Genomic DNA, 19,478 nt, shown 5'->3' with positions numbered 1-19,478 from the left:
GGCCGGAGGGGACGGCGCCTTGGGGGGATATTCAAATGAAAGTGTCGCGTGTTTTACTGTGCGTGTCTGCCTGCGCGGCGCTCGGCGCCTGCAAGCCGTCGCAATCGGCGCTCGACGCCGCGACGAAAGTCCAGTGGCAGGTGGAGATCGGAGGCCTTCAAAGCGAAGCGGCCTTCATGGACGAGCATGCCAAGGGGTTCGACGACAGCGTCCGCCTGGTCAAGGAAGTCAGCGCGTCGGTCGGGCAGTCCGACAATGGCGAGGCCGAACGGTCGGCCGAGATCGCCAGGCAGGACCGCGAGCAGGCGGCCTATGACCGTTACCTGGCCAAGGGGGTCTACACCGCCATGAAATCCTCGTCTTGCGCCGAGGCGAAGCCGAAGCCCGGCAACAATTGCGATGTGGTCTTTGCCGTGAAGACGGCGGACGGCAAGAGCCATGAGCTGACCGGCCATTACCGCTTCGACAAGGTCGATGGCAAGCTGGCCGTGGTCGAGGTCAACCACAACAACTGATCAAAAAAATTCCGGCGGCGATGCATTCCGCCGGGGCCGGTCGTCTCACCCTGCGTCACTACAGAGGAGAGATGACATGAACGACCTTACCGATGTGCCCGTTACCCTGATCGGCGCCAGCCGGGGCCTTGGCCGGGTGCTGGCCGAAACCTTCCACGCGCTCGGCGCCGACGTCCTGGTCGTGGCGCGCGGACAGCAAGGGCTCGACGCCATCGCCCGCGACCTGCCGGGCGTGAAGACCCTGGCCTGCGACGCTACCCGGCCCGACGCACCCGACCGCGTCCTAGCTGTTCAGGCGCCGAAGATCCTGGTGCTGTGCGGCGGGGCCATGACGGTCAATATCGCCTTTCCCGGCCTCGACTGGGATGCCTTCAACGTCAGCTGGGAAACCGATACACGCATCAGCTTCAATTTCCTGAAGGCCGTGCTGGAACGGCCGTTGTCGCCGGGCTCGGTCGTGGTGACGATGTCGAGCGGCGCGGTGGTCAACGGCTCGCCGATCTCGGGTTCCTATGCCGGCGCTAAGCGCATGCAGATGTACCTTAGCAGCTATGCCCAGAAGGCGTCGGACCGTGCCGGGCTGGACCTGCGCTTCGTGTCGTTGGCGCCGGCGCGCATCATGGCCGAAACCGATCTGGGGGCAGCGGCTGTCAGGGATTATGCCGCCTATAACGGCACGACCGAGGCGGGGTTCCTGGCGGCCATCGGACCGGCGCAGACGACCCGGCAGGTGGCGGACGCCGTCCTGGAGCTTGTCCGTGACGCCACGAACAGCGGCCATTTTATCGTTTCCGCCGAGGGCATGGCGGCGCTAAGCTGATGCGCATGGAGACATTGCCCGGCAACCCCATGTCAGGAGCGCCCGATCCGTCGGGCGCTTTTTCCGCGCTGGCGGCGGAGGTGCGCGACGCGCTGAAACGCCACTGCTACCGCATGATGGGCAGCGCGCAGGACGCCGAGGACTGTGTCCAGGAGGCGCTGCTGCGCGGCTGGCGCGAATACGCGGCCTTGCGCGATCCGGGGCACGGCCGCGCCTGGCTCTACAGTATCGCCACGCGCGTCTGCCTCGACGCCTTGCGCGCGCGCAAGCGGCGGCAGACCCTGTTCGGGCCCAGCCTCGACGAAGGGGCACCGGGGACCGAGCCGTGGGTCGAGCCGTGGGTGGGCGAAAGCGCCGACGATATCCGCCTGGCCTTCGTGTCGCTGTTGCACGGTCTGTCGCCGCGCGCCCGGGGCGTGTTGTTGCTGCACGACGCGGTGGGTATGACGGCCGCGGAAGCCGGCGAAGCGCTGGGCCTCAGCACGGCGGCGGCCCGCAGCGCGCTGCAGCGGGCGCGCGAAGCCTTGCCGCCGCGCGTGCCGATGAAGATCGACCTTCCCGTCGCCGCCTATGTCGACGCCTGGAATGCCGGCGACCTGCCGGCGCTGATCGGGCTTTTACACAACGACATCGTCATGACCATGCCGCCCTGGCGCAGGACCTTTGTCGGCCTCGGCGCCGTGGAAGCCTTCCTGGCCTCGGTCTGGCCGCGCCACGACGGTTTCCGGGCGGTCGCCGTCACCGCCAACGGCCAGCCGGCGGTAGCGGTCTATACGAAGCGAGGCGACGGACCCTATCTGGCGCATTCGCTGCATATCCTGGCCGGGCAGGGGACGGTGTCGGAGCTGGTTCTCTACGCGCCACCGCTGGGCGCGGCCCTGTTCACGGCCTTCGGGCTCAAGACGGTGTTTTAGTCGTCCAGCCCGGCCGGCGCCGTGACCTCGACGCCGGACTGGGTAAGCTGGTCCAGGACGCCGCCCTTGTACAGGAGCCAGCCAAGCGGCACGGCGGCGACCTTTTTGCCAGGCGTGCCGAGGGCGTCGGCGATGACCGCGGTCCAGCGCCGGGCATTTTCGCGCAGGATGAAATCGCTCTCGATGCGGTCGGCGGGCACACAGCGGTTATCTTCAGCCGGCCACAGCTTCAGCACCGTCGGGATGTCCGAGGCCTGCCAGGCGCGGATAACGGTGGGGAGATCGTCCAAGGTGAAGTCGACGCGGTCGAGCATGCTGTTGAGGCAGGCCTCTTCGCCGGCAGGGTCGAGTTCATTGCGTATATTGCGCTGGTCGAAGGAGCCGACGAACAACGGCACATACCGGGTGCTGGTGCCGGCCGAATGGGCCAGACGCAGCATGTCGGACGGGAAGCTTTCATTGACGAGGTCGAGCCGGGAATAGGCGCTGCCCACCAGATCGTAGGCTGCCCACGACGGGTGGAGTTTCTGGAGCCTGCCGAGGGACCTGTGCTGGCGGTTGACCGCCGCGACGAAGCGGTCCCAGGTCGCCGGCGAAACCACGTCCTTTACCGTCACGCCCCAGGGCAGGGATCGCGGGTCCGACTGTACGCTGACATATTCGCTTTGCAGGAACAGCGTGTGCGCGCTCTTCAGAACGTGCTCGAAACAGCTTTCCTGCCACCGCATGTGCCGGGTTTCGGTCATCAGGGTCGGCATGACCCATACGGTAGCGTTGTGGTATCGCAGCCGCCACATGGCTGGGCAGCCGTCGAGGCGGGCGTGGACAACGACCTCGGCGCTGCCGCTCCAGCGGTCGTCCGGCTGGGCCGGTGCTCCGGTTTGGGCCGACGCATTGCCCGCGATCAGGACCGCGCACAGGGTGGCCGCCATCCAAGCCTTTTTGATCATGATTTCCCCCTTATTATCGTCAGACAGATTAATATCGATCATGGCCGCTGGCAACCGGACGATAAAAGCGGTCTGGCTTCAGCCTGGCTTCATATTGCGCGGCTAGGGAATGGCGACCTTCAGCCGAATACAGACCGGATCATGATCAAGACCTGGCCCCTTGCCCTGTGCGCGACCCTGGCCGCCACGCCCGTTTTCGCGCAGGACAAGGCGCCGGATACGCCCGTGATCGTAACCGGCAAGCCGCCGGCGGTCAGCAACAAGGTCGACCGCAAGGTCTACCGCATGGATTCGGATATCCAGGCGACCACAGGCAGCGCCGCCGACGTGCTGGGCAATATCCCGTCGGTCGAGGTCGATCCCGACGGCAACGTCTCCTTGCGCGGCGACGCCAATGTCAACATCCTGATCGACGGAAAGCCCGTGGCGCAGATGCAGGGCGCGTCGCGCGCCGCCGCGCTGCAAAGCCTGTCGGCGTCGGATATCCGCCAGATCGAGGTCATGACCTCGCCTTCGGCCGAGTTCAAGCCGGACGGCACCGGCGTCATCAACATCGTCACCAAGGGGCGGGCGCGCAAATCTTCGGGATCGGTGCTGGTAAACGAAGGTGACGGCGGCCGTTACAATGCCGGCGTTGCCGGCACCTATGCGACCAAGGCCTTTGCTTTGCATGGCGGTTTGAACGTACGCAACGACGTGCGCAAGCGCTTCAATGACACGCAAACGGCGTCGACCCAGGTTGGATCGGAAGGCACGACGGTATCCCACCAGACGATGACGGACACCGGCAGCCGCAAGTCGGGCAATATCGGCATCGACCTGACCCCCGACAACCGTCGGACCTTCGGTATATCGGCCGACTATGCGTCGCGCGACGAATGGCGCTCCGGGCGCCAGGATTCGGTATCGGCCGGTGCGTCCAATACCGCCTTTACGCGCTTCAGCCGCGGCGGGGGACCGCGCGTCAATACCGGCATGGGCCTGACCTTCGACCAGAAGCTGGCTAGGCCGGGCGAAAGCCTGTCGGTGGCGCTTAATCTCAGCCAGGCGACCGAAAAGCACACGTATGACTTTACGACCTTTTCGGCGTCGGACTCGGAGGAGAAGGACTATCGCCGCGAAGCTTACGGTGTGTCCGAACTGACCGTCGGCTACGTCCGGCCGGTGTCCGGCGGCACGCTGAAGCTGGGTTATGACGAGGAATACGACCATAACGGCTTCGACGATGTGGTGGCGAAAAGCGTGGTCCCGGGCAATCCGTTGACGGTAGATCACGCCTTCGACAACCGCTTCCGCTATCGCCAGACGATCGGCGCGGCCTATGCGACGCTCGATCGCACCTTCGGCAAGCTGGAAGTGCTGGGCGGGGTGCGGCTTGAGCAGGTCGATGTCTGGACGCTGCAGGGCGTGTCGGGCGACACCGGCACCCAGGCTTATGGCACCGTCTATCCGACGCTCAACGCCACCTACGCCCTGTCGGACAGCGACACGTTGACGGCGGGTTTCAGCAAGCGCGTTCGGCGTCGCGACCCGGAGGATCTCAACCCCTATATCAACGCCTCGGACCCTAACAATCTCCGCCAGGGCAATCCGAAGCTGAAGCCCGAAATGACCAATGCGCTTGAGGTCGGCTACCGCCACCAGCCGGCGGGCGGCGGCAGCTATCAGGTCACCGCCTATTACCGCAAGAGCCGCAACGGCGACACCGAGCTGTGGACCGTGATCAGCAGCGACGTCGTGCTGATCACCGAGGCCAATCTGCCGTCGTCGCAGTCGGGCGGCGTCGAGTTTTCGGCCTCGGGCAAGATCGTGCCGAAGCTGGGCTATTCGCTGAACGGTAACGTTTTTTATAACGAAATCAACGCCGTGGCGCTGGGCGCCTCGACGCGCTCGACCATCGGAATGAGCATGAAGGCGTCGCTCGACTACCAGCCGACGGCGCGCGACCGCTGGCAGGTCAGCACCAGCTACAGCGGCAAGCGGCTGACGGCACAGGGCTATGTCCTGCCGGTGACGCTGACCAATGTCGGCTATCGCCACCAGGTCGCCGACAGGCTAGCCCTGGTGATGACGGCGTCGGACATTTTCGACGGCCAGCGCCAGAAGCGGCTGTTCATCTCGCCGGGCTATACGGGGACCTATGTGCGCCGCCAGCCCGGCCGCGCCGTCTATCTCGGCCTTGCCTGGACGCTCGGCGGCGGCAAGAAGGCCAAGGACAGCGACTTTACCTACGACGACTGAAACGTTGCCCGGTACTGCGTCGGGCTCATGCCGACCAGCTCGCGGAAGCCGGCGTTGAAGGCCGACAGCGAGTTGTAGCCGACGCTCATCGCGATGTCGGTGACGGGCAGGGGCGTTGTCGCCAGCCTTTCGACCGCCTGCATCAGGCGGATGCGGCGTAAGGCCTGCTGCCAGGTCATGCCCATCTCGTCGGCAAAGCGGCGCGCCAGGGCGCGCGGCGACTGCCCGGTGTCGCGCGCTATGCCCGCAAAGGTCGGGTCCTCGGCAGCCTGCGCCTCCGTCAGGTCGAGTGCGCGTTGCAACTGGACAGAGGATGGCACCGGCAGAACGAAGGGACTGGGGGTTTCGGCGAGTTTCAACACCACGGCGCAGAGCGTCCGGAACAGGGTGAGGCCGTAGGCGGTGGGTTCATCGTCAGGACCAAAGGCCAGACATTCACCGATCAGCGCGCGGGCCAGCGGCGACAGGTCGAAGACCGTCACGGCTTGGCGCGGGGCTGGCATGAAGTCCGGGGCGAACAGCACCGACGCTGTCGTCAGCTGCGTCAGGATGGCGATCGTGATCGGATGGTCGGCCGCGATCAGTGCGGCCCGCGCCGGCGGCAACGTCCAGCGCAGGCCTTCGGCTTCCAGCCTCAGCGTACCGCTTCGGGCATAGAGAAGATAGTGCCGGCCGACCCGGAACGGCGCCGGGCCGGAGGGGGCAAAGTCCCTGGTAAAGCAATAGGCGTCTGGCGGGTTCATTCAGTTCGCGGGTTGCAGCAGGTTGACGTCGAAGCGGCGGCTGACCGGCGCGCCTGTCATCATCGGCCTGAGGACGGTGTTGACGGCCGCGAAACCGGGCGAGTTGAGATAGGCGGTGAAGTCTTCGCCCGTCTCCCACTCGTGCACCACCCCCAGCCCCCCGGCAACCGTCGGATCGATGAAGGGGATGAAGGCAATGCAGCCCTGCATGTGCCGCACGGAAGCGACTTCGGCAAGCAGGGCGTCGAGCGCTGTGCTCTGGTTTTCAGGGGCGACCGTGAAGGTGACGTGGGCGAGGCGCATGGCAAAATCCTTATGGCCGCTCCAGTGCGGCGACCGGGATTTAGCCCGCGGGCAAGGGGAGACGCTTCCGCGCCTATGCCGCAAATGCGCGTCTATCGGCCGTAATCACGCGACCGGCTGGCCGAGAACCAGGCTCTGATAGGCCGACAGCAGGGTCGGCTGTTCGATCGAACCGTGGTGATGCACCTGCCGCCAGCGGCCCTCGATGCGCATGAACAGCCGCGAGGTGCGGATGTTCAGGTCCAGGATCTGATCGCGCGTTTCGCAGGTGCCGGTTTCGCGGCCGATGAACTGGCAGCAGTCAGTGTCCGCGATCTCGTAGACGTCGTGCAGTTCGACCGTAACGCGGGCGTCGCCATAGAACAGCCGCTTGTAGCCCTCCGCGATGTCGCGCCAGCCGTGCCGGGTGCCGCCGACCGGATTGTCCATCACCGGCACTACGCCTTCCGCCCAGTTCTTTTCCAGAGCGTCGAGGTCGCGGCTGTTGAAGGCTTCGTAAAAGGCCGAAAGGGCGGCCAGGGCCGAGGCTTTCGGCAGGCCGGCGTCATGGCCGGTAATGGGTTGTCTCAGAGCGTGCGAAGTGGCCATGGTGTGCGTCCCTGGCGATGGTCCGCGCACAGGTAACCTTAGCCGGTATTATGAATCGATATGGTTTTTCAACCTCAGGGGGAGACTGCCGCACGCTGGCCAGCCGCCATTTATCCTCGTCAATCGGCGTCAAACGGGGCCGGGTTCCACGCGCAAGGCGGATCGGCGTCTATCCCCCGTTGATCAAACCGGAAGCGGGCGCGTCGTCGTCGTCTTTCCGTGGATACCGCGAGGCTAGCGCCGCGCGGAGGCTCGCTGCTGCCGTTTCTTCACCCAGTCCGGTCGCGGAAAGGGTATGGACAAGATGATGCCGGTGCGTGTCCGGCCAACCCTCGTCGTTATCGTCGATGGCCAACCAGTCGCTCAAGCCGGCGCGCTTTGCCCAGCGCGCGATCTGCTGATAGCGTGTCATCCGATCCCAGACCGTTTCAGGGTAGCGTAACGGCGGACCGTGGTCGGACACCTTCATGCCAGTGTGCCAGGTCGCGCCGATAACTCTCTGGCCAAGCGCCGGCGGAAGCGCGGCTTTTGCCCGCTCGAATCCCAGGAATCTCGCCCATGACGAAGAAATGACGATCCTGATGTCCGGGAGGTCGGCCAAGGCGTCTTCGACGACGTACGCCCACATGAATAGTTCGCCGGCCACGGCAAGATACGGCCTGTTCCCACGGGTGTAGACCTCGTCGGGATGCAGGACGCCGTCGTAGTCGAGAAACAGGATCATGCAGGTTCCATATTCGAGCCGAACGAACAGACTAACGCAACTGGCGGTGGGGCAGAAAGACGCCCCATCATTTTTTCACAATTCGGATGCGCTTGTGTATGGGGACCCGTACGTCGTCTTCGCTAAGGTTACACTGTAACCAACTTAAAAGAGCGAAAGCGATGAATACTTCCCGGCGGAATGTCGTTGTCACGGGTGCGGAATCCGGCATCGGCGCGGCCTGCGCCAAGATCTTCGGCGAGGCCGGCGATCACGTCGCCATCCTCTATCATTCAGACGGAACCGGCGCCGAAGCCTCGGCCGAGGCCGTGCGGCAGGCCGGCGGCGAGGCGATCACCATCCAGTGCTCGGTCGACGACGAGGCCTCGGTCGAGGCGGCGTTTACCCAGGCCGAGACGGCGCGCGGCCCGGCCAGCGTGCTGGTCAATTCCGCCGGTATCAACATGTCCGGCATTCCGGTCCGCGAAATGGAGCTGAAGATCTGGACGCGGATGCTGGCCACGGATCTCACAGGGGCGTTCCTGACGTCGCGGCGTTTTCTGAGGGCGATCCCGGGGCCAGGTGCGATCGTGCATATTTCGTCGATCCATGCCGAGGCGGTGCGCGCCGGCGGCGCGGACTACTGTTCGGCCAAGGGCGGGCTGACCAACCTGGTCAGGACCCTGGCCATCGAGGAGGCGCCGAACAATGTCCGCATCAACGCCATCGAGCCGGGCATGATCCTGACGCCGATGAACGCGCGCGCCATCGACGACATCGCGTACCGCAAATCGCTGGAAGCCAATATTCCGATGAAGCGTGCCGGCAGGCCCGAAGAGGTGGCGTATCTGGCGCGTTGGCTGGCTTCGAACGAAGCGGCCTATGTGACGGGCGCGAGTATCGTCATGGACGGCGGCCTGTCGCTGCTGCAGGGGGTGGGCGCATGAGCACGACAAATGCCGACCTCGACAAGCCTGATCCCGTCACCGGCGACCGCAAGGAGACGGTCAATCCAGGCCGTGGAATCCTCGATTTCAATGTCGAGGACCTGCAGGAGATCGCGCTGACCGGTCCTGACGCCGTGACGCGGCGCGACCTGATGAGCCCCTATGTCTGGAAGGCCGGGGACGGCCGCTTCGGTGTGATGGTGCGGGCGGTGCCTGCGCTGGGCACCAAGCTTACGGACACCGGCCAGATCTGGGCCGGCTGGAGCGAGGACGGGGTCAATTTCGAGATGCTGGACCAGCCGTCGATCGTCGGCGGCCCCGACGAACAGGATATCGGCGGCGTCGAGGACCCGACCGTGCTCCTGCGCGACGACGGGTCCTACGTCGTCTACTATACCGGCGTCGCGTCCGACATGACGCACGGCGAGATGTTCTACGCGATCGGCCCGTCGCTCGACAAGCTGGAGAAGACCGGCGTCGCCCTGGCTTCGACCAAGTCGGTCGGCAATACCAAGGAGGCCACGATCGGCCGGACCGTGGACGGTCACTGGCGCCTGTTCTACGAATATGCCGCCGAGGACGCGTCGCGCATCGGCCTGGCCATGGGGCCGGATATCGCGGGGCCGTGGGACGAGCAGCCGACACCGTTCATGCCGCGCAAGGACGGCTGGGACAACTGGCACCTGTCGCCCGGGCCGATGCTGATGGACAAGCCGGACGAGCCCGTCATGTTCTACAACGGCGCCACCCGCGACGCGCGTTGGCGCATCGGCTGGATCGCCTTCGACCGCGAATGCCGGACGGTCGTCGATCGCTGCATCCAGCCGCTTTTGACCCCCCCGCCGGTCGAGGACCGCACCGCCACCGACATCGCCTTTGCCGCGTCGGTCGTCGTCGATGGCGCAGACATCTGGCTCTACTATTCGCTGGAAGACCGCCGGCTGATGCGCGCGCGCATTCGCAGGAGTTGAGGCCATGATCGGACATACGCGCTGGACCATCGCCGAAGGCTATCTGCCGCCCGACGACGATGCATCGAAATCGCGCGCCCTGGTCAGCCACGAAGCCTTCTGCGTCCTGAACCCCAACGACCGGGACTGCGACATCGAAATGACGATCTATTACGGCGACAGGGAACCCGTCGGGCCGTACCGGATGAAGGTCGCGGCCCGGCGCACGGTGCATTTCCGCTTCAACGACCTGTCCGATCCCGAGCCGATCCCGGTCGGGACGGATTATGCCAGCGTGATCACCGCGAGCGTCCCCATCGTCGTGCAGCATACCCGGCTGGACAGCCGCAGCGGCACGATCGCCCTGATGACCACGATGGCATATCCCGGATAAGGGTGGACCTGAGACTCAAGCAAGAAACCCAACCCCCACATCTCACCGCTTCGCGGCTCGTGCGGTCCTCCTCCCCATGGCTTCGCAACGGGGAGGCATAGTTTAGTGGTTATTCTGGAAGTCCGGATCGGACGGATCGACGATGGAGGCGGCGTCTTCGGCGGCGATCGCCTGGTCGAGCGCGTTCAGCACGTCGGCCGAGGCATAGGTCCAGTCTTCGCGCGCCGTTACCATTACCCCGGATGCGACAGGAAGGGGCTGGAGCGCGGCTCCCGACAGGTCGGCTTTCGACGCTGACGCCAGCTTGCCGATCCAGTCCTTCGCCGGCTGCGTCAGGGCGCCGGGGCGCGGATTGTCCGCCACCATGCGCAAGGCGCCGACGGCGTCGCTGTTGTTTCCCAGCCAGGCATAGGCCAGGCCCGCCCGGTAAGCATAGGCGTCAACCTGGGGGGCCGACAGGTAGGCGATGACGGCTGCATTGGCGGAGTCGGTGTCGAAGCCGCCCATCACTTCGGCCTCGGCGCGCGAGAAGTCGTAGGCGATAGCCGGCGATTTCGGATCGAGGCTGCCGGCCTTGTCGAAGGCCGCGACCGCGTCCTTGGCGGCGCCCGACCGCAACAGGGCCTTGCCTTTCAGGGCATAGAGCTCGGCGTCCTGGGTCGAGGCGGCGATCAGACCGTCGAGGATGGTTTTCGCCTGGGCGGCATCGCCGAACCCGGCCTCGGCGCGCGCCAGCACGGTCCGGGCGTAGGCGTCGCCGGGATATTTGGCGGCCTCGTCGCGCGCCGTTTTCAACAGGTCCTGGCCGCGCGCGTCGGAGGGGCAGGCTTTCAGCGCGGCCTCGGTCATCAACAGGTGCTCGGCCGAGACCGGCATCTGCGCCACGCTGATATCGGCGTCGGGCACGGTCTTGACCGACAGCTTGAGCGCTTCGAGCTTGCGCACGTACGCCCACAGGATGTGGTTGAGCTGGCCGGGGGTCAGGTCGAAGGCGGCCTTGAAGGCCTTGACGCGGTCCTGACCGTCGCCCACCGCCTGGAGATAGGCCTGGAATTTTTTGAGGTTGTCCTTGTTCGACAGGATCCAGTGCGTCAGCACCCAGGACCGCGCCTCGAATTCATTGCGGATACCCGCCGCACCCGCCTGGTTGGTGCCTTCGTTATCGTTGCCGACCAGGACGTCGGCATAGTCGAGGCTGTACATGTAGCCGGCGCCCAGGCGTTGCAGCAGGGTGCCGAGCGCATTGGGCGCCATGCCGACGATGATCTGGTTGCCGTCGAAGCGCGCCGTCGAGAAATACTGAGCGTAGCCTTCGACGAACCACAGCGGCGTATTGGCCGTGGCGTGGCGGCGGAAGAAGTCCCGGGCATAGGCCTGGTAGATATAGCTCAGGCCTTCGTTTTCCGGCCGTTTTTCCAGGGCCAGCTTGGGTTGTTCCGCATAGTACATGTGCACGCCGAAGCCCGCTTGCGCGTCGGCGCAACTGGTATAGAGGCCGATGGCGTAATCGGGGTCCTGCGGATCGACCAGGCCAAGCGCCTGCTCGTCGGCCAGGTAATAAAGCACCTGTTTGGGGGCGTCGGCGGGGGCGTCGATATCGGCATGGGAGAAGGCTCGCAACGTCAGCCAGAAGCGCTCCATCTTGGTCATCACAAGCTCGACATCGGGGCGTGCGGCGTCGCTGTATACGACGAAATGCTGGCTTTCGGCACGAACCCATTTATGTGGATGTTTCACCGGCCTTTCGCCGTGCACCACGACGCTCTGATCCGGCGAGGTCTGCGCGAAGGCCGGTGCGGTCGACGCAAACACCAGCGCCAGGGCGGTGGCGGCGCCCATATATCCGTTTTTCAATGTCCCCTCCTGTCGCGGTCGTTGCCGCCTGGATGATACAACATAACGGTAACTGCTACCGGTGTCACGCGTCCTTTTGTGAAATGTTTGCAGGCCGTGGCAGGGCTCGCCGGCGCCGCACGGCCGCGATCGGGCCGGTATGCGGAACTCCTTTTCCCGGCGCTACGCCTGACGCCATGCCGAAAAAATCACGACCCTTCACCACGCCGCGCGCCCTTTCCGCCGCCATCGACGCCTATTTCGACAGCCGCACGCCGTCCGACCGCCCGACCGTCACCGGACTGGCCATGGCCCTCGGTCTGAACCGGCGGCAACTGATCGGCTATGGCGATGACGACGACTACGCCGACATCGTCGCCATGGCCCGCGCCCGCGTCGAGGCGTTCAACGAGAACCGCCTGTATGACGGCAATGTCACCGGCACCATCTTCAACCTGAGGAATAATTTCGGCTGGGAGGACAAACGTCCTGCGGAGGCGCCGAACGGCGCGGTGACCGTGGTGACGGGTGTCCCGGCGGCCGACGGGGAGGGCAGCGAATGACGACGGTCTCCCTCGGCTATTTTCCGCGCGACTGGCAGCGCGAATGCCATCGCAAGCGCCGCCGCTTCACCGTCTATGCCCTGCACCGCCGGGCGGGCAAGACCGAGCTGGCCATCATGGAGCTGATCGACAAGGCCATGCGCTTTTCGCAGGACCTCGGCCTGTTCTTCTATGTCGCGCCCTATCTCAAGCAGGCCAAGGCGATCGCCTGGGCGCGGCTGAAATCGCGCATCGAGCCGCTGCGGCGCTATGGCCTGGTCGACATCAGCGAGGCCGAGCTGTCGGTGACCTTCCGCCGTAACGGCGCGGTCATCCGCGTTTACGGCGCCGACAATCCCGACGCCATGCGCGGCGTGCGCCTCGACGGCGTCGTCATCGACGAGGTGGCGCAGATCCGTCCGGAAATCTGGAACGACGTCATCCAGCCGGCCCTGTCCGACCGCAAGGGCTGGGCGCTGTTCATCGGCACGCCGCAAGGCGTGAACCTGTTCTCCGAGCTGTTCCACAAGGCGCGCGGCCTGCCGGATTGGCACAGCGCGCGCTACACGGTTTTCGACACTGCGGCCATCGACGCGGGCGAAGTCGAACGGCTGAAGCGCGACATGTCCGAAGCCAGTTTCGCGCGAGAATACCTGTGCGATTTCTCGGCCGCCGGCGACGACCAACTGGTCAGCCTGTCGGATGTCGAGGCGGCGGCGCGGCGTGTCGTGCCCATGGCCGACGTGCAGCTGGCGCCGCGCATCATCGGTGTCGATCCGGCGCGCTTCGGCGACGACCGCAGCGTCATCTTCCGGCGCCAGGGGCTGGTGGCGCATGAACCCGAGAGCTTACGCGGTCTCGACAACATGGCGCTGGCGGCCCGGGTTGCGTCGGCCATCGACGCCTTCCGGCCCGACGCCGTCTTTGTCGATGCCGGCAACGGGGCGGGGGTCATCGACCGTCTGCGCCAGCTGGGTTACGCGGTCATCGAGGTGCCGTTCGGCGGGCGGGCCTTGTCCACGCAATACGTCAACAAGCGCGCCGAGATGTGGTTCGAGATGGCCGACTGGCTGCGCGGCGGCGGCAGTATTCCCGACCGCACCGACCTGAAGCAGGACCTGGCGGCGCCGGTCTATGCCTACGACGCGCAAGGCCGCAAGCAGCTGGAATCGAAGGACGAGATCAAGAAGCGGGGTTTGCCGTCGCCGGACCTGGGCGATGCGCTGGCGCTGACCTTCGCCTTTCCGGTGCGGCCTAAATCCGAGGCCGAACGGCTGGGGATTCGGCGGGCGCCGTCGCGCGATTACGATCCGTTCGCCAGGGGGCGTTAGCGCCATCCGATTGCCAGAATCGGCGGCATAGACTGTTCGTCTTTGAGCGGGGATGTCGATGAAGCGCGCCTTCGTCTTTTGTAGTCTGTTGATGGCGCCGGCGCCGGCCTGGGCGCGGGTCGACCTGCCGGCCGGACAAGAGGTCACAGTCAAGGCGACTGTCGTGGCCTGGGGCAAACAGCCGCCGTATTCGGGGGATTGGGCCTTTTACCGGCGTGTCGTGGTGGCGGAATACGGTGTAGCGCGCCGCGATCTGTGGGCCTTATGGCTGAGCGACGACAGTCTTCCGCCGGTCGGCGCCGAATGCCGGATTACCTATCACCTTGGCAGGCTGAGGGGCGATACGGTCGAACCGGTCAATCCCTGGCGCGACCAGGCGCTGCTCGACCGTTTCGACTGCAAGTCCTAGCGCATGATGATTTTAGCTTCGCTCATGCTCAGGGTTTTAATTTATCCGAAAAGTGCGTCACACGTTTTGGATCGCACCTAGTCCAGCATGATCTCGCGCAGCTTGAGCTCGCGTTCGTGCTCGGCCTGGCGCAGCTGCTCGGCCTCGATGGCGTGGAATTTCAGCACGGACAGGGCCTGCCAGACCTCGCCGATCTCGGTCTTGCCGTCGCCGGCGGGCAGGGGCACGGCGTAGTCGCCCTTTGACGTCCGCACGATGGCGGCGGCGAGCTGGCGCAGGGGGCGGGTGACGAAATGGGTCACCAGCCACAGGGCTGCGGCGAGCAGGATCAGGATGCTGCCGATGCAGGCGACCAGGAAGACCGTGGTGCGGTCGCGATTGCGCGTTTCGGTTTCGGCCTTGGCCGTATTGAGCTCCGACACGGTCTTCAGCACGATGGCGTCGACCTTGTTCTGGAAGGCGATACGGTCGGCGCGGTTGTTTGTCGAAAGCGTATGGGCGTCTTCCAGCCGGCCGGCGGCGGCATATTCGGCGACCTGGCGGCGGAGCGAAATGAAGGCCTGGGCGTCCTGCTGGATCGCGGCCAGGCGGTCGCTTTCCGACGGAGTCAGGCTGGCCTCCCACTGCGCCAGCGCCAGTTGCAGGGCGTCGAGATTGGTGTTGAGCCCCTTCACGAAGCCCCGGAGTTCTTCATCGCTGCGAGCGACGTAGAGGCCGCGCGTTTCCAGCACGACATTGCTGACGATATGGTTCAGCCGCTCTGCGCGCAGGGCATTGTCGTAGGCGTGATCATAGGCGTGGAGCGACCGGTTGTCGTCCGCTATGGTCTGCAGCCCCAGCCCCGTGACGACGAGGGCCAGGATGGCAAAACAGCTGACCAGGGTCAGGATTCTCGCGCGTATCGACACTGTTGGCTCCCTTTTCTGGAAACGATTGTAAGGGAAAGAGTTAAGCAATCGGTGAATCGGGCGTGGGCGGCATCTTCTGGCGGCCCGGCTCAAGACGTGGGTTCCGCTTATCGTCCGGCTCAACGACCTCGTCATGCAGGCGGTTGACGCCATGCCGGAATTGAGGCCTCATGCCCCGACCAAGGGGGAAACATGGCGTCGAAATACCAGCTGAAGCGTCCTTTGCTAACGGCGATCGTATTGTCGATCGTCGGCGCGTTCGGGCTCAAATTCTACCAGGCCTTCGCGCATCATGCCTTCTACGGCGGCGTATCGCCCGAAACGCTGGGCTATATTGCCGGCACGGGCGCCGTGACGACCGTTGCCTTCTTCATTCCGATCGCCCTTGTCCTGCTGATCTGGCAAGGCATAGCCGGCCTGTTCGGCAAGAAGGCGCGGGCCTAGACTTCGCCGGTTTGCGCAGGTCTTTGTTTCTGAATGAAACAAAAAGCCGCTGGAAGACATCTAGATTTGAATATAGGTTCTCCTGCCATAAAGAAGAGCGTCTCCTTTTCACGGCCGAAATCACGGTGCCGCATAGGCTGTGCTAAGACCAGCGCATGTTAAAGACTTTGTATGCGGGTATATCATGAAGCGTCGCACATTCCTGACTTCAGCCTTCCTTGGCGCCGGCGCGGCCGTCCTGCCGCCGCAAGGCCAGGCGTCCACGCCAGCGGCGGCCGGCGAACTGACCGCCCAGACGACCGAAGGGCCGTACTATCTGGGGCTGGACCTGATGCGCGCCGATATCACCGAAGGACTTAAGGGCTTTCCGCTCGATGTCGTCTTCACCGTGCTCGATCCGCAGGGCCGGCCGTGCGCCGGAGCCCTGGTCGATATCTGGCATTGCAATGCGGAAGGCGACTATTCCGGTTTCGACAAGCCCGGTGTCCAGGGCCGTACCGGCACGACTTACCTGCGTGGCACCCAGACGGCCGGCGCCGATGGCACAGTGACCTTTCACAGCCTCTATCCGGGCTGGTACCAGGGCCGCACGACCCACATCCATTTCAAGGTGCGGTCCGGAAAATTGACCAACCTGACCTCGCAATTCTTCCTGCCCGATACGCTGAGCGAGTTCCTCTACACCCAGGTGTCGGCCTATCATCGCACGGCGCTGCGCGACACGCTCAACTCGACCGACGGCATCGCGATCGCCGCGGGCACCACGGTCGAAGGCAATGTCCGCGAGGCCAGGGGGCGGTATGTGGCGTCGCTGACCGTGCGCGTCGATCCCGCGGCCAATCCGCCGGTCGACCGGCCGCCCGCGCCCGGTCAGATGCCGGACGGTCTGGCGGGGCTGATGCCGCCGCCCATGGACGGCAAGGGGCCGGGGCAAATGGAGAAGGGCAGACCTTTCGGTCCTCCGCCTGGCATGAAGGCGCTTGAAGGTGAAAAACGCATCGCCGCTCTCCTGCCCGACGCCGAGCGTTCCGCAGCCATGCCGCCGATCGGTGGACCGAGGATGTCGCCGAAGGCGTAGTCGGGTCCGCCTCTGGCGTCGATGCGGTGCGGACCACGGTTGATGCGGGAGCGTGTAACGGCCTATATGATGTCCCAGGCTTTGAGGTGGACATGGCAATTCGGAAAATCGCGAAAACCCTGGGCGTTGCAGTGGCCTTGGCGGTCTGTGGTCTCTCGGTACAGGGACAGAGCCTTGCGCGACCTTCACCGCAGGCGTCACGTACGCGGGACTATTCCCAATTCCGTAAACTGGCAGACCCTTTGAGATTGGTCGATTTGGTGTCCGCGACGCTGGTCTCCCGTATTGCCGCTGACGAGTCGATGCAGGACCAATCACCGGAGTGGCGCGAAGCCTTTGGCGCCGCGCTCGACCACGGCGTACATGCCCGTTCCGAAATATTGATCGACACCGTGATGAGGGACGCATTCAAGTCCTTCAGTCATGACGAAATCGTGCGCCTGAACGAGATTTGCTCGAAGCCGTTTTTCAGACAATACCAAACAGCCAAATACGATGCCCTGCTTGGTAACGGCGGCGGTGCGGCGGCGGACGACGTGATAAGGACAGATCCGGACTTTCACGCCATGTCCCAAGCCGATCAGGAGCTGACAGGCAAATTTCTTTATGCATTCGGCCAATCGGTCAGCGCCGCGCGCGACGTGTTGAACGCGATCATAGCCGACGCTTACCGTGAGGCGGAAAAAGCAGATGCCGACGACATCGGGATGGCGGTCGGACCGCCCATACCTGTTCCTCCTGTTCCGGGAAGCGCACCTTCGCCGCCGCCCGCCAAGACACACGCAGGGCACACGCACTGAGAGCTGCCTAAATTCTTCCGTCGTCTTTAACAACCGTTAGCCGTGCTCTGCCATAATGGCGCCCAGGTGATGGACACGACCGGCTGCAAAACAGCAGCCGGCGCCAAACATGGAGGGTCAAAATGAAGTCTTCCATCAATACGAATATCGGCGCGATGGTCGCGCTGCAAAACCTGAACGCCATTACGGCGGACCTGATGACGACCCAGAACCGGATATCGACCGGGCTGAAGGTCGCCAGCGCCAAGGATGACGGCGCAACCTACGCCATAGCCCAGAGCCAGCGCGCCAAGGTCAGTTCGCTCGATGCCGTCAAGGAGTCGCTGTCGCGCACCTCGTCGGCCGTCGACGTCGCCATGAGCGCCGGCGAGTCGATCTCGGACCTGCTGACCCAGCTCAAGGAAAAGGCGCTGGCCGCGTCGGACACCTCGCTCGACACCACGTCGCGCAATGCCCTGCAATCCGACTTCAACGCCATCCGCGACCAGATCACCAAGACGGCGTCGAACGCCAGTTTCAACGGCATAAACCTGATCAACGGGTCGCGCACCTCGATCGCCGCCCTGGCCGATGCGTCCGGAACCAGCCACATGACGGTCGCCGCGCAGAACCTGTCGCTGGGCGGATCGATCATCACGCTCGGCGCCGCCGCATCCTTCTCGACCGCGACGTCGGCCCAGGCCCTGCTGACCACGATCGACAGTTCGATCAACAATGTGTCGTCGGCCTTGTCGAGCATGGGTTCGACCTCCAAGGCGCTGGATACGCACGCCACCTTCATCGGCAAGCTCCAGGACACGCTGACCGCCTCGATCGGCCATCTGGTCGACGCCGACATGGCGACAGAAAGCGCCAAACTTCAGGCCTTGCAGACCAAGCAGCAACTGGCGATCCAGTCCCTTTCGATCGCCAACCAGTCGCAGAGCTTCCTGCTCAGCCTGTTCAAGTAACTGCTGTCATCTGCTGCCAGCAGGTGCGGCGGTTTGCGCTGACGGCTTTGCGGCGTCATGCGGCGTACGATAGGCTTCTTTTCAAAAGGAGCCATGTCATGACCGTAAACACGAAGGGCGCGATCCCCTTTCTGCGCAGCGAGAAGGCTGTCGAACAGCTGGAATTCTACAAGACTGCCTTCGGCGCCATCGAGCATGGCCGCCGTCCGACGCCCGACGGACGCCTGATGCAATGCCATTTCGAGATCAATGGCGGCTCGCTGATGATGAGCGACAGCTTCCCCGAACACGGTTACCCGTTCGAGGGTTTCAAGGGCATAGTCCTGACCCTGATCATGGAAGACGGCAAGGCGTTCTGGGAGCAGGTGGTGGCCGCCGGCTGCACGGTCGAGATGGCCTTCGAGACGCAGTTCTGGGGCGACCGCTACGGCCAGGTCAAGGATCCGTTCGGCGTCATCTGGGGGATCAACGAACCGGCGAAGGCGGCGTAACGCCGCCTGTCCGCAGCGGCGCTTGCAGGGTTGCCGGCGCCGCGCCAATGCACCGACCTGGGTGGACGTGCGTCTGCGGGAGGCGTATCGTTGAAGCGGGCATAGTGATTGGGGGACGGGCAATGCATCCGGCAGTGAAGGCTTTGATCGCGTGGTGCGTGGCGGGATATGCCGCAGTATTTGTGCGCGATATCCTGCAACATGCTTTTTTTGGGTCTATCGGCAGCCTGTTTGCCTTTCCCGGCATAATCGCCACCCTGATCCGTTGCGCAATGCGTATCCCTTTCGCGACCGTCTGGTGCCTGGCCGTCCTTGTCCTGGCGGTCCTGATACGTATGGGACTGCGGCGCTTCCTGTCCGGCGTGCGCGCGCCTGTCGGCGTAAGTTTCGTCCTCGCGACGGTGGTGATCATTCCGTTGACGGTTTGGAGCGGCTGGGGGCAAATGCGGGAGGGCCTGATCAGCCCCGCAGAATTTCTGGTCCAGGCTGTTGTCCTGGGCGCGCCCTACGGCCTGGCGGCGTTCGGTGTCTACTGGACGGTCTACCGCGATCCGGCGCAACCGGACCTGACCAAGGTATTCTAGGAGTCTTAATGCGCGACGATGCCGCCTTGCCTGACGGTCT

At 64.5% G+C, this 19,478-nt stretch carries 23 protein-coding genes; 16 read left to right on the top strand and 7 right to left on the bottom strand.

Features of this window, described 5'->3' with window-relative positions:
• Positions 1–35: 35 nt before the first annotated feature.
• From AB8717_RS21595 to AB8717_RS21585, 3 genes are all read left to right on the top strand, one after another.
• Positions 36–515: a hypothetical protein gene (locus AB8717_RS21595; RefSeq protein WP_443751104.1), complete on the top strand. Its 480-nt coding sequence runs from the start codon at positions 36–38 to the stop codon at positions 513–515.
• A gap of 76 nt (positions 516–591) precedes the next feature.
• Positions 592–1,335: an SDR family NAD(P)-dependent oxidoreductase gene (locus tag AB8717_RS21590; RefSeq protein WP_443751103.1), complete on the top strand. Its 744-nt coding sequence runs from the start codon at positions 592–594 to the stop codon at positions 1,333–1,335.
• Positions 1,336–1,340: 5 nt separating this feature from the next.
• Positions 1,341–2,249 (top strand): sigma-70 family RNA polymerase sigma factor, encoded by a 909-nt coding sequence (locus AB8717_RS21585; RefSeq protein WP_443751102.1) that lies wholly within the window; start codon positions 1,341–1,343, stop codon positions 2,247–2,249.
• On the opposite strand, the gene AB8717_RS21580 is transcribed toward AB8717_RS21585, so the two are convergent.
• Positions 2,246–3,199 carry a TraB/GumN family protein gene (locus tag AB8717_RS21580; protein ID WP_443751101.1) on the bottom strand — a complete coding sequence of 318 codons (954 nt, stop codon included), beginning with the start codon at positions 3,197–3,199 and terminating at the stop codon, positions 2,246–2,248. The two genes, AB8717_RS21585 and AB8717_RS21580, sit on opposite strands and share 4 nt — an antisense overlap.
• A 141-nt stretch (positions 3,200–3,340) precedes the next feature.
• On the opposite strand from AB8717_RS21580, the gene AB8717_RS21575 reads away from it, so the two are divergent.
• Positions 3,341–5,440: a TonB-dependent receptor domain-containing protein gene (locus AB8717_RS21575; RefSeq protein WP_443751100.1), complete on the top strand. Its 2,100-nt coding sequence runs from the start codon at positions 3,341–3,343 to the stop codon at positions 5,438–5,440.
• Here AB8717_RS21575 and AB8717_RS21570 read toward each other — a convergent pair.
• The 4 genes from AB8717_RS21570 to AB8717_RS21555 all read right to left on the bottom strand — a co-directional run bounded on the left by AB8717_RS21570 (position 5,428) and on the right by AB8717_RS21555 (position 7,798).
• Complete coding sequence (locus tag AB8717_RS21570) at positions 5,428–6,183, bottom strand: AraC family transcriptional regulator (protein ID WP_443751099.1); 756 nt, start codon at positions 6,181–6,183, stop codon at positions 5,428–5,430. The genes AB8717_RS21575 and AB8717_RS21570 overlap by 13 nt on opposite strands.
• Positions 6,184–6,486: a putative quinol monooxygenase gene (locus AB8717_RS21565; RefSeq protein ID WP_443751098.1), complete on the bottom strand. Its 303-nt coding sequence runs from the start codon at positions 6,484–6,486 to the stop codon at positions 6,184–6,186. It lies immediately after the preceding gene.
• Between the two features lie 105 nt (positions 6,487–6,591).
• Entirely contained in the window at positions 6,592–7,074 is a 483-nt protein-coding gene (locus AB8717_RS21560; RefSeq protein ID WP_443751097.1) for a YybH family protein, read from the bottom strand.
• 169 nt (positions 7,075–7,243) lie between these two features.
• On the bottom strand, positions 7,244–7,798 hold the full coding sequence (locus AB8717_RS21555) for an HAD domain-containing protein (RefSeq protein WP_443751096.1): 555 nt from the start codon (positions 7,796–7,798) through the stop codon (positions 7,244–7,246).
• A gap of 161 nt (positions 7,799–7,959) precedes the next feature.
• Between AB8717_RS21555 and AB8717_RS21550 the strand changes: the two genes are divergently transcribed.
• Genes AB8717_RS21550 through AB8717_RS21540 form a run of 3 tightly spaced genes read left to right on the top strand, consistent with a single transcriptional unit; the run spans position 7,960 to position 10,068 of the window.
• Complete coding sequence (locus AB8717_RS21550) at positions 7,960–8,724, top strand: SDR family NAD(P)-dependent oxidoreductase (RefSeq protein ID WP_443751095.1); 765 nt, start codon at positions 7,960–7,962, stop codon at positions 8,722–8,724.
• Positions 8,721–9,695, top strand: a complete 975-nt coding sequence (locus AB8717_RS21545) for a hypothetical protein (protein ID WP_443751094.1) — start codon at positions 8,721–8,723, stop codon at positions 9,693–9,695. The genes AB8717_RS21550 and AB8717_RS21545 overlap by 4 nt, the downstream gene beginning before the upstream one ends.
• Before the next feature lie 4 nt (positions 9,696–9,699).
• Positions 9,700–10,068, top strand: coding sequence for a sensory rhodopsin transducer (locus tag AB8717_RS21540; protein WP_443751093.1), 369 nt, complete (start codon positions 9,700–9,702; stop codon positions 10,066–10,068).
• Between the two features lie 102 nt (positions 10,069–10,170).
• Here the strand turns inward: AB8717_RS21540 and AB8717_RS21535 are convergent, their stop codons facing one another.
• Positions 10,171–11,922 carry a hypothetical protein gene (locus AB8717_RS21535; protein ID WP_443751092.1) on the bottom strand — a complete coding sequence of 584 codons (1,752 nt, stop codon included), beginning with the start codon at positions 11,920–11,922 and terminating at the stop codon, positions 10,171–10,173.
• A gap of 176 nt (positions 11,923–12,098) precedes the next feature.
• On the opposite strand from AB8717_RS21535, the gene AB8717_RS21530 reads away from it, so the two are divergent.
• The 3 genes from AB8717_RS21530 to AB8717_RS21520 are packed head-to-tail and all read left to right on the top strand — an operon-like array spanning position 12,099 to position 14,183.
• Complete coding sequence (locus AB8717_RS21530) at positions 12,099–12,464, top strand: terminase small subunit (RefSeq protein WP_443751091.1); 366 nt, start codon at positions 12,099–12,101, stop codon at positions 12,462–12,464.
• Positions 12,461–13,774 (top strand): terminase large subunit domain-containing protein, encoded by a 1,314-nt coding sequence (locus AB8717_RS21525; RefSeq protein ID WP_443751090.1) that lies wholly within the window; start codon positions 12,461–12,463, stop codon positions 13,772–13,774. Before AB8717_RS21530 ends, AB8717_RS21525 begins: the two co-directional genes overlap by 4 nt.
• Before the next feature lie 58 nt (positions 13,775–13,832).
• Positions 13,833–14,183: a hypothetical protein gene (locus AB8717_RS21520; protein ID WP_443751089.1), complete on the top strand. Its 351-nt coding sequence runs from the start codon at positions 13,833–13,835 to the stop codon at positions 14,181–14,183.
• 77 nt (positions 14,184–14,260) lie between these two features.
• On the opposite strand, the gene AB8717_RS21515 is transcribed toward AB8717_RS21520, so the two are convergent.
• Positions 14,261–15,091: a HAMP domain-containing protein gene (locus tag AB8717_RS21515; RefSeq protein ID WP_443751088.1), complete on the bottom strand. Its 831-nt coding sequence runs from the start codon at positions 15,089–15,091 to the stop codon at positions 14,261–14,263.
• A 192-nt stretch (positions 15,092–15,283) separates the two neighbouring features.
• Here AB8717_RS21515 and AB8717_RS21510 point away from each other — a divergent pair, with 192 nt between their 5' ends.
• The 6 genes from AB8717_RS21510 to AB8717_RS21485 all read left to right on the top strand — a co-directional run bounded on the left by AB8717_RS21510 (position 15,284) and on the right by AB8717_RS21485 (position 19,438).
• A complete protein-coding gene (locus tag AB8717_RS21510; RefSeq protein ID WP_443751087.1) occupies positions 15,284–15,535 on the top strand; it encodes a hypothetical protein in 252 nt (83 codons plus the stop codon).
• A 184-nt stretch (positions 15,536–15,719) separates the two neighbouring features.
• Positions 15,720–16,613 carry a dioxygenase family protein gene (locus tag AB8717_RS21505; RefSeq protein WP_443751086.1) on the top strand — a complete coding sequence of 298 codons (894 nt, stop codon included), beginning with the start codon at positions 15,720–15,722 and terminating at the stop codon, positions 16,611–16,613.
• 92 nt (positions 16,614–16,705) lie between these two features.
• Positions 16,706–17,413 (top strand): hypothetical protein, encoded by a 708-nt coding sequence (locus tag AB8717_RS21500; RefSeq protein WP_443751085.1) that lies wholly within the window; start codon positions 16,706–16,708, stop codon positions 17,411–17,413.
• Between the two features lie 122 nt (positions 17,414–17,535).
• Positions 17,536–18,363 carry a flagellin gene (locus AB8717_RS21495; RefSeq protein ID WP_443751084.1) on the top strand — a complete coding sequence of 276 codons (828 nt, stop codon included), beginning with the start codon at positions 17,536–17,538 and terminating at the stop codon, positions 18,361–18,363.
• Positions 18,364–18,461: 98 nt separating this feature from the next.
• Positions 18,462–18,854: a VOC family protein gene (locus AB8717_RS21490; protein ID WP_443751083.1), complete on the top strand. Its 393-nt coding sequence runs from the start codon at positions 18,462–18,464 to the stop codon at positions 18,852–18,854.
• Positions 18,855–18,976: 122 nt separating this feature from the next.
• Entirely contained in the window at positions 18,977–19,438 is a 462-nt protein-coding gene (locus AB8717_RS21485; protein WP_443751082.1) for a hypothetical protein, read from the top strand.
• Positions 19,439–19,478: the final 40 nt, after the last annotated feature.

It is taken from the genome of Asticcacaulis solisilvae (assembly GCF_052327315.1).
GTDB classification, from domain to species: Bacteria; Pseudomonadota; Alphaproteobacteria; order Caulobacterales; family Caulobacteraceae; genus Asticcacaulis; species Asticcacaulis solisilvae_B.
Note: the sequence above shows the minus strand (reverse complement) of the source record. Positions and strands in the feature narration are given on the sequence as shown.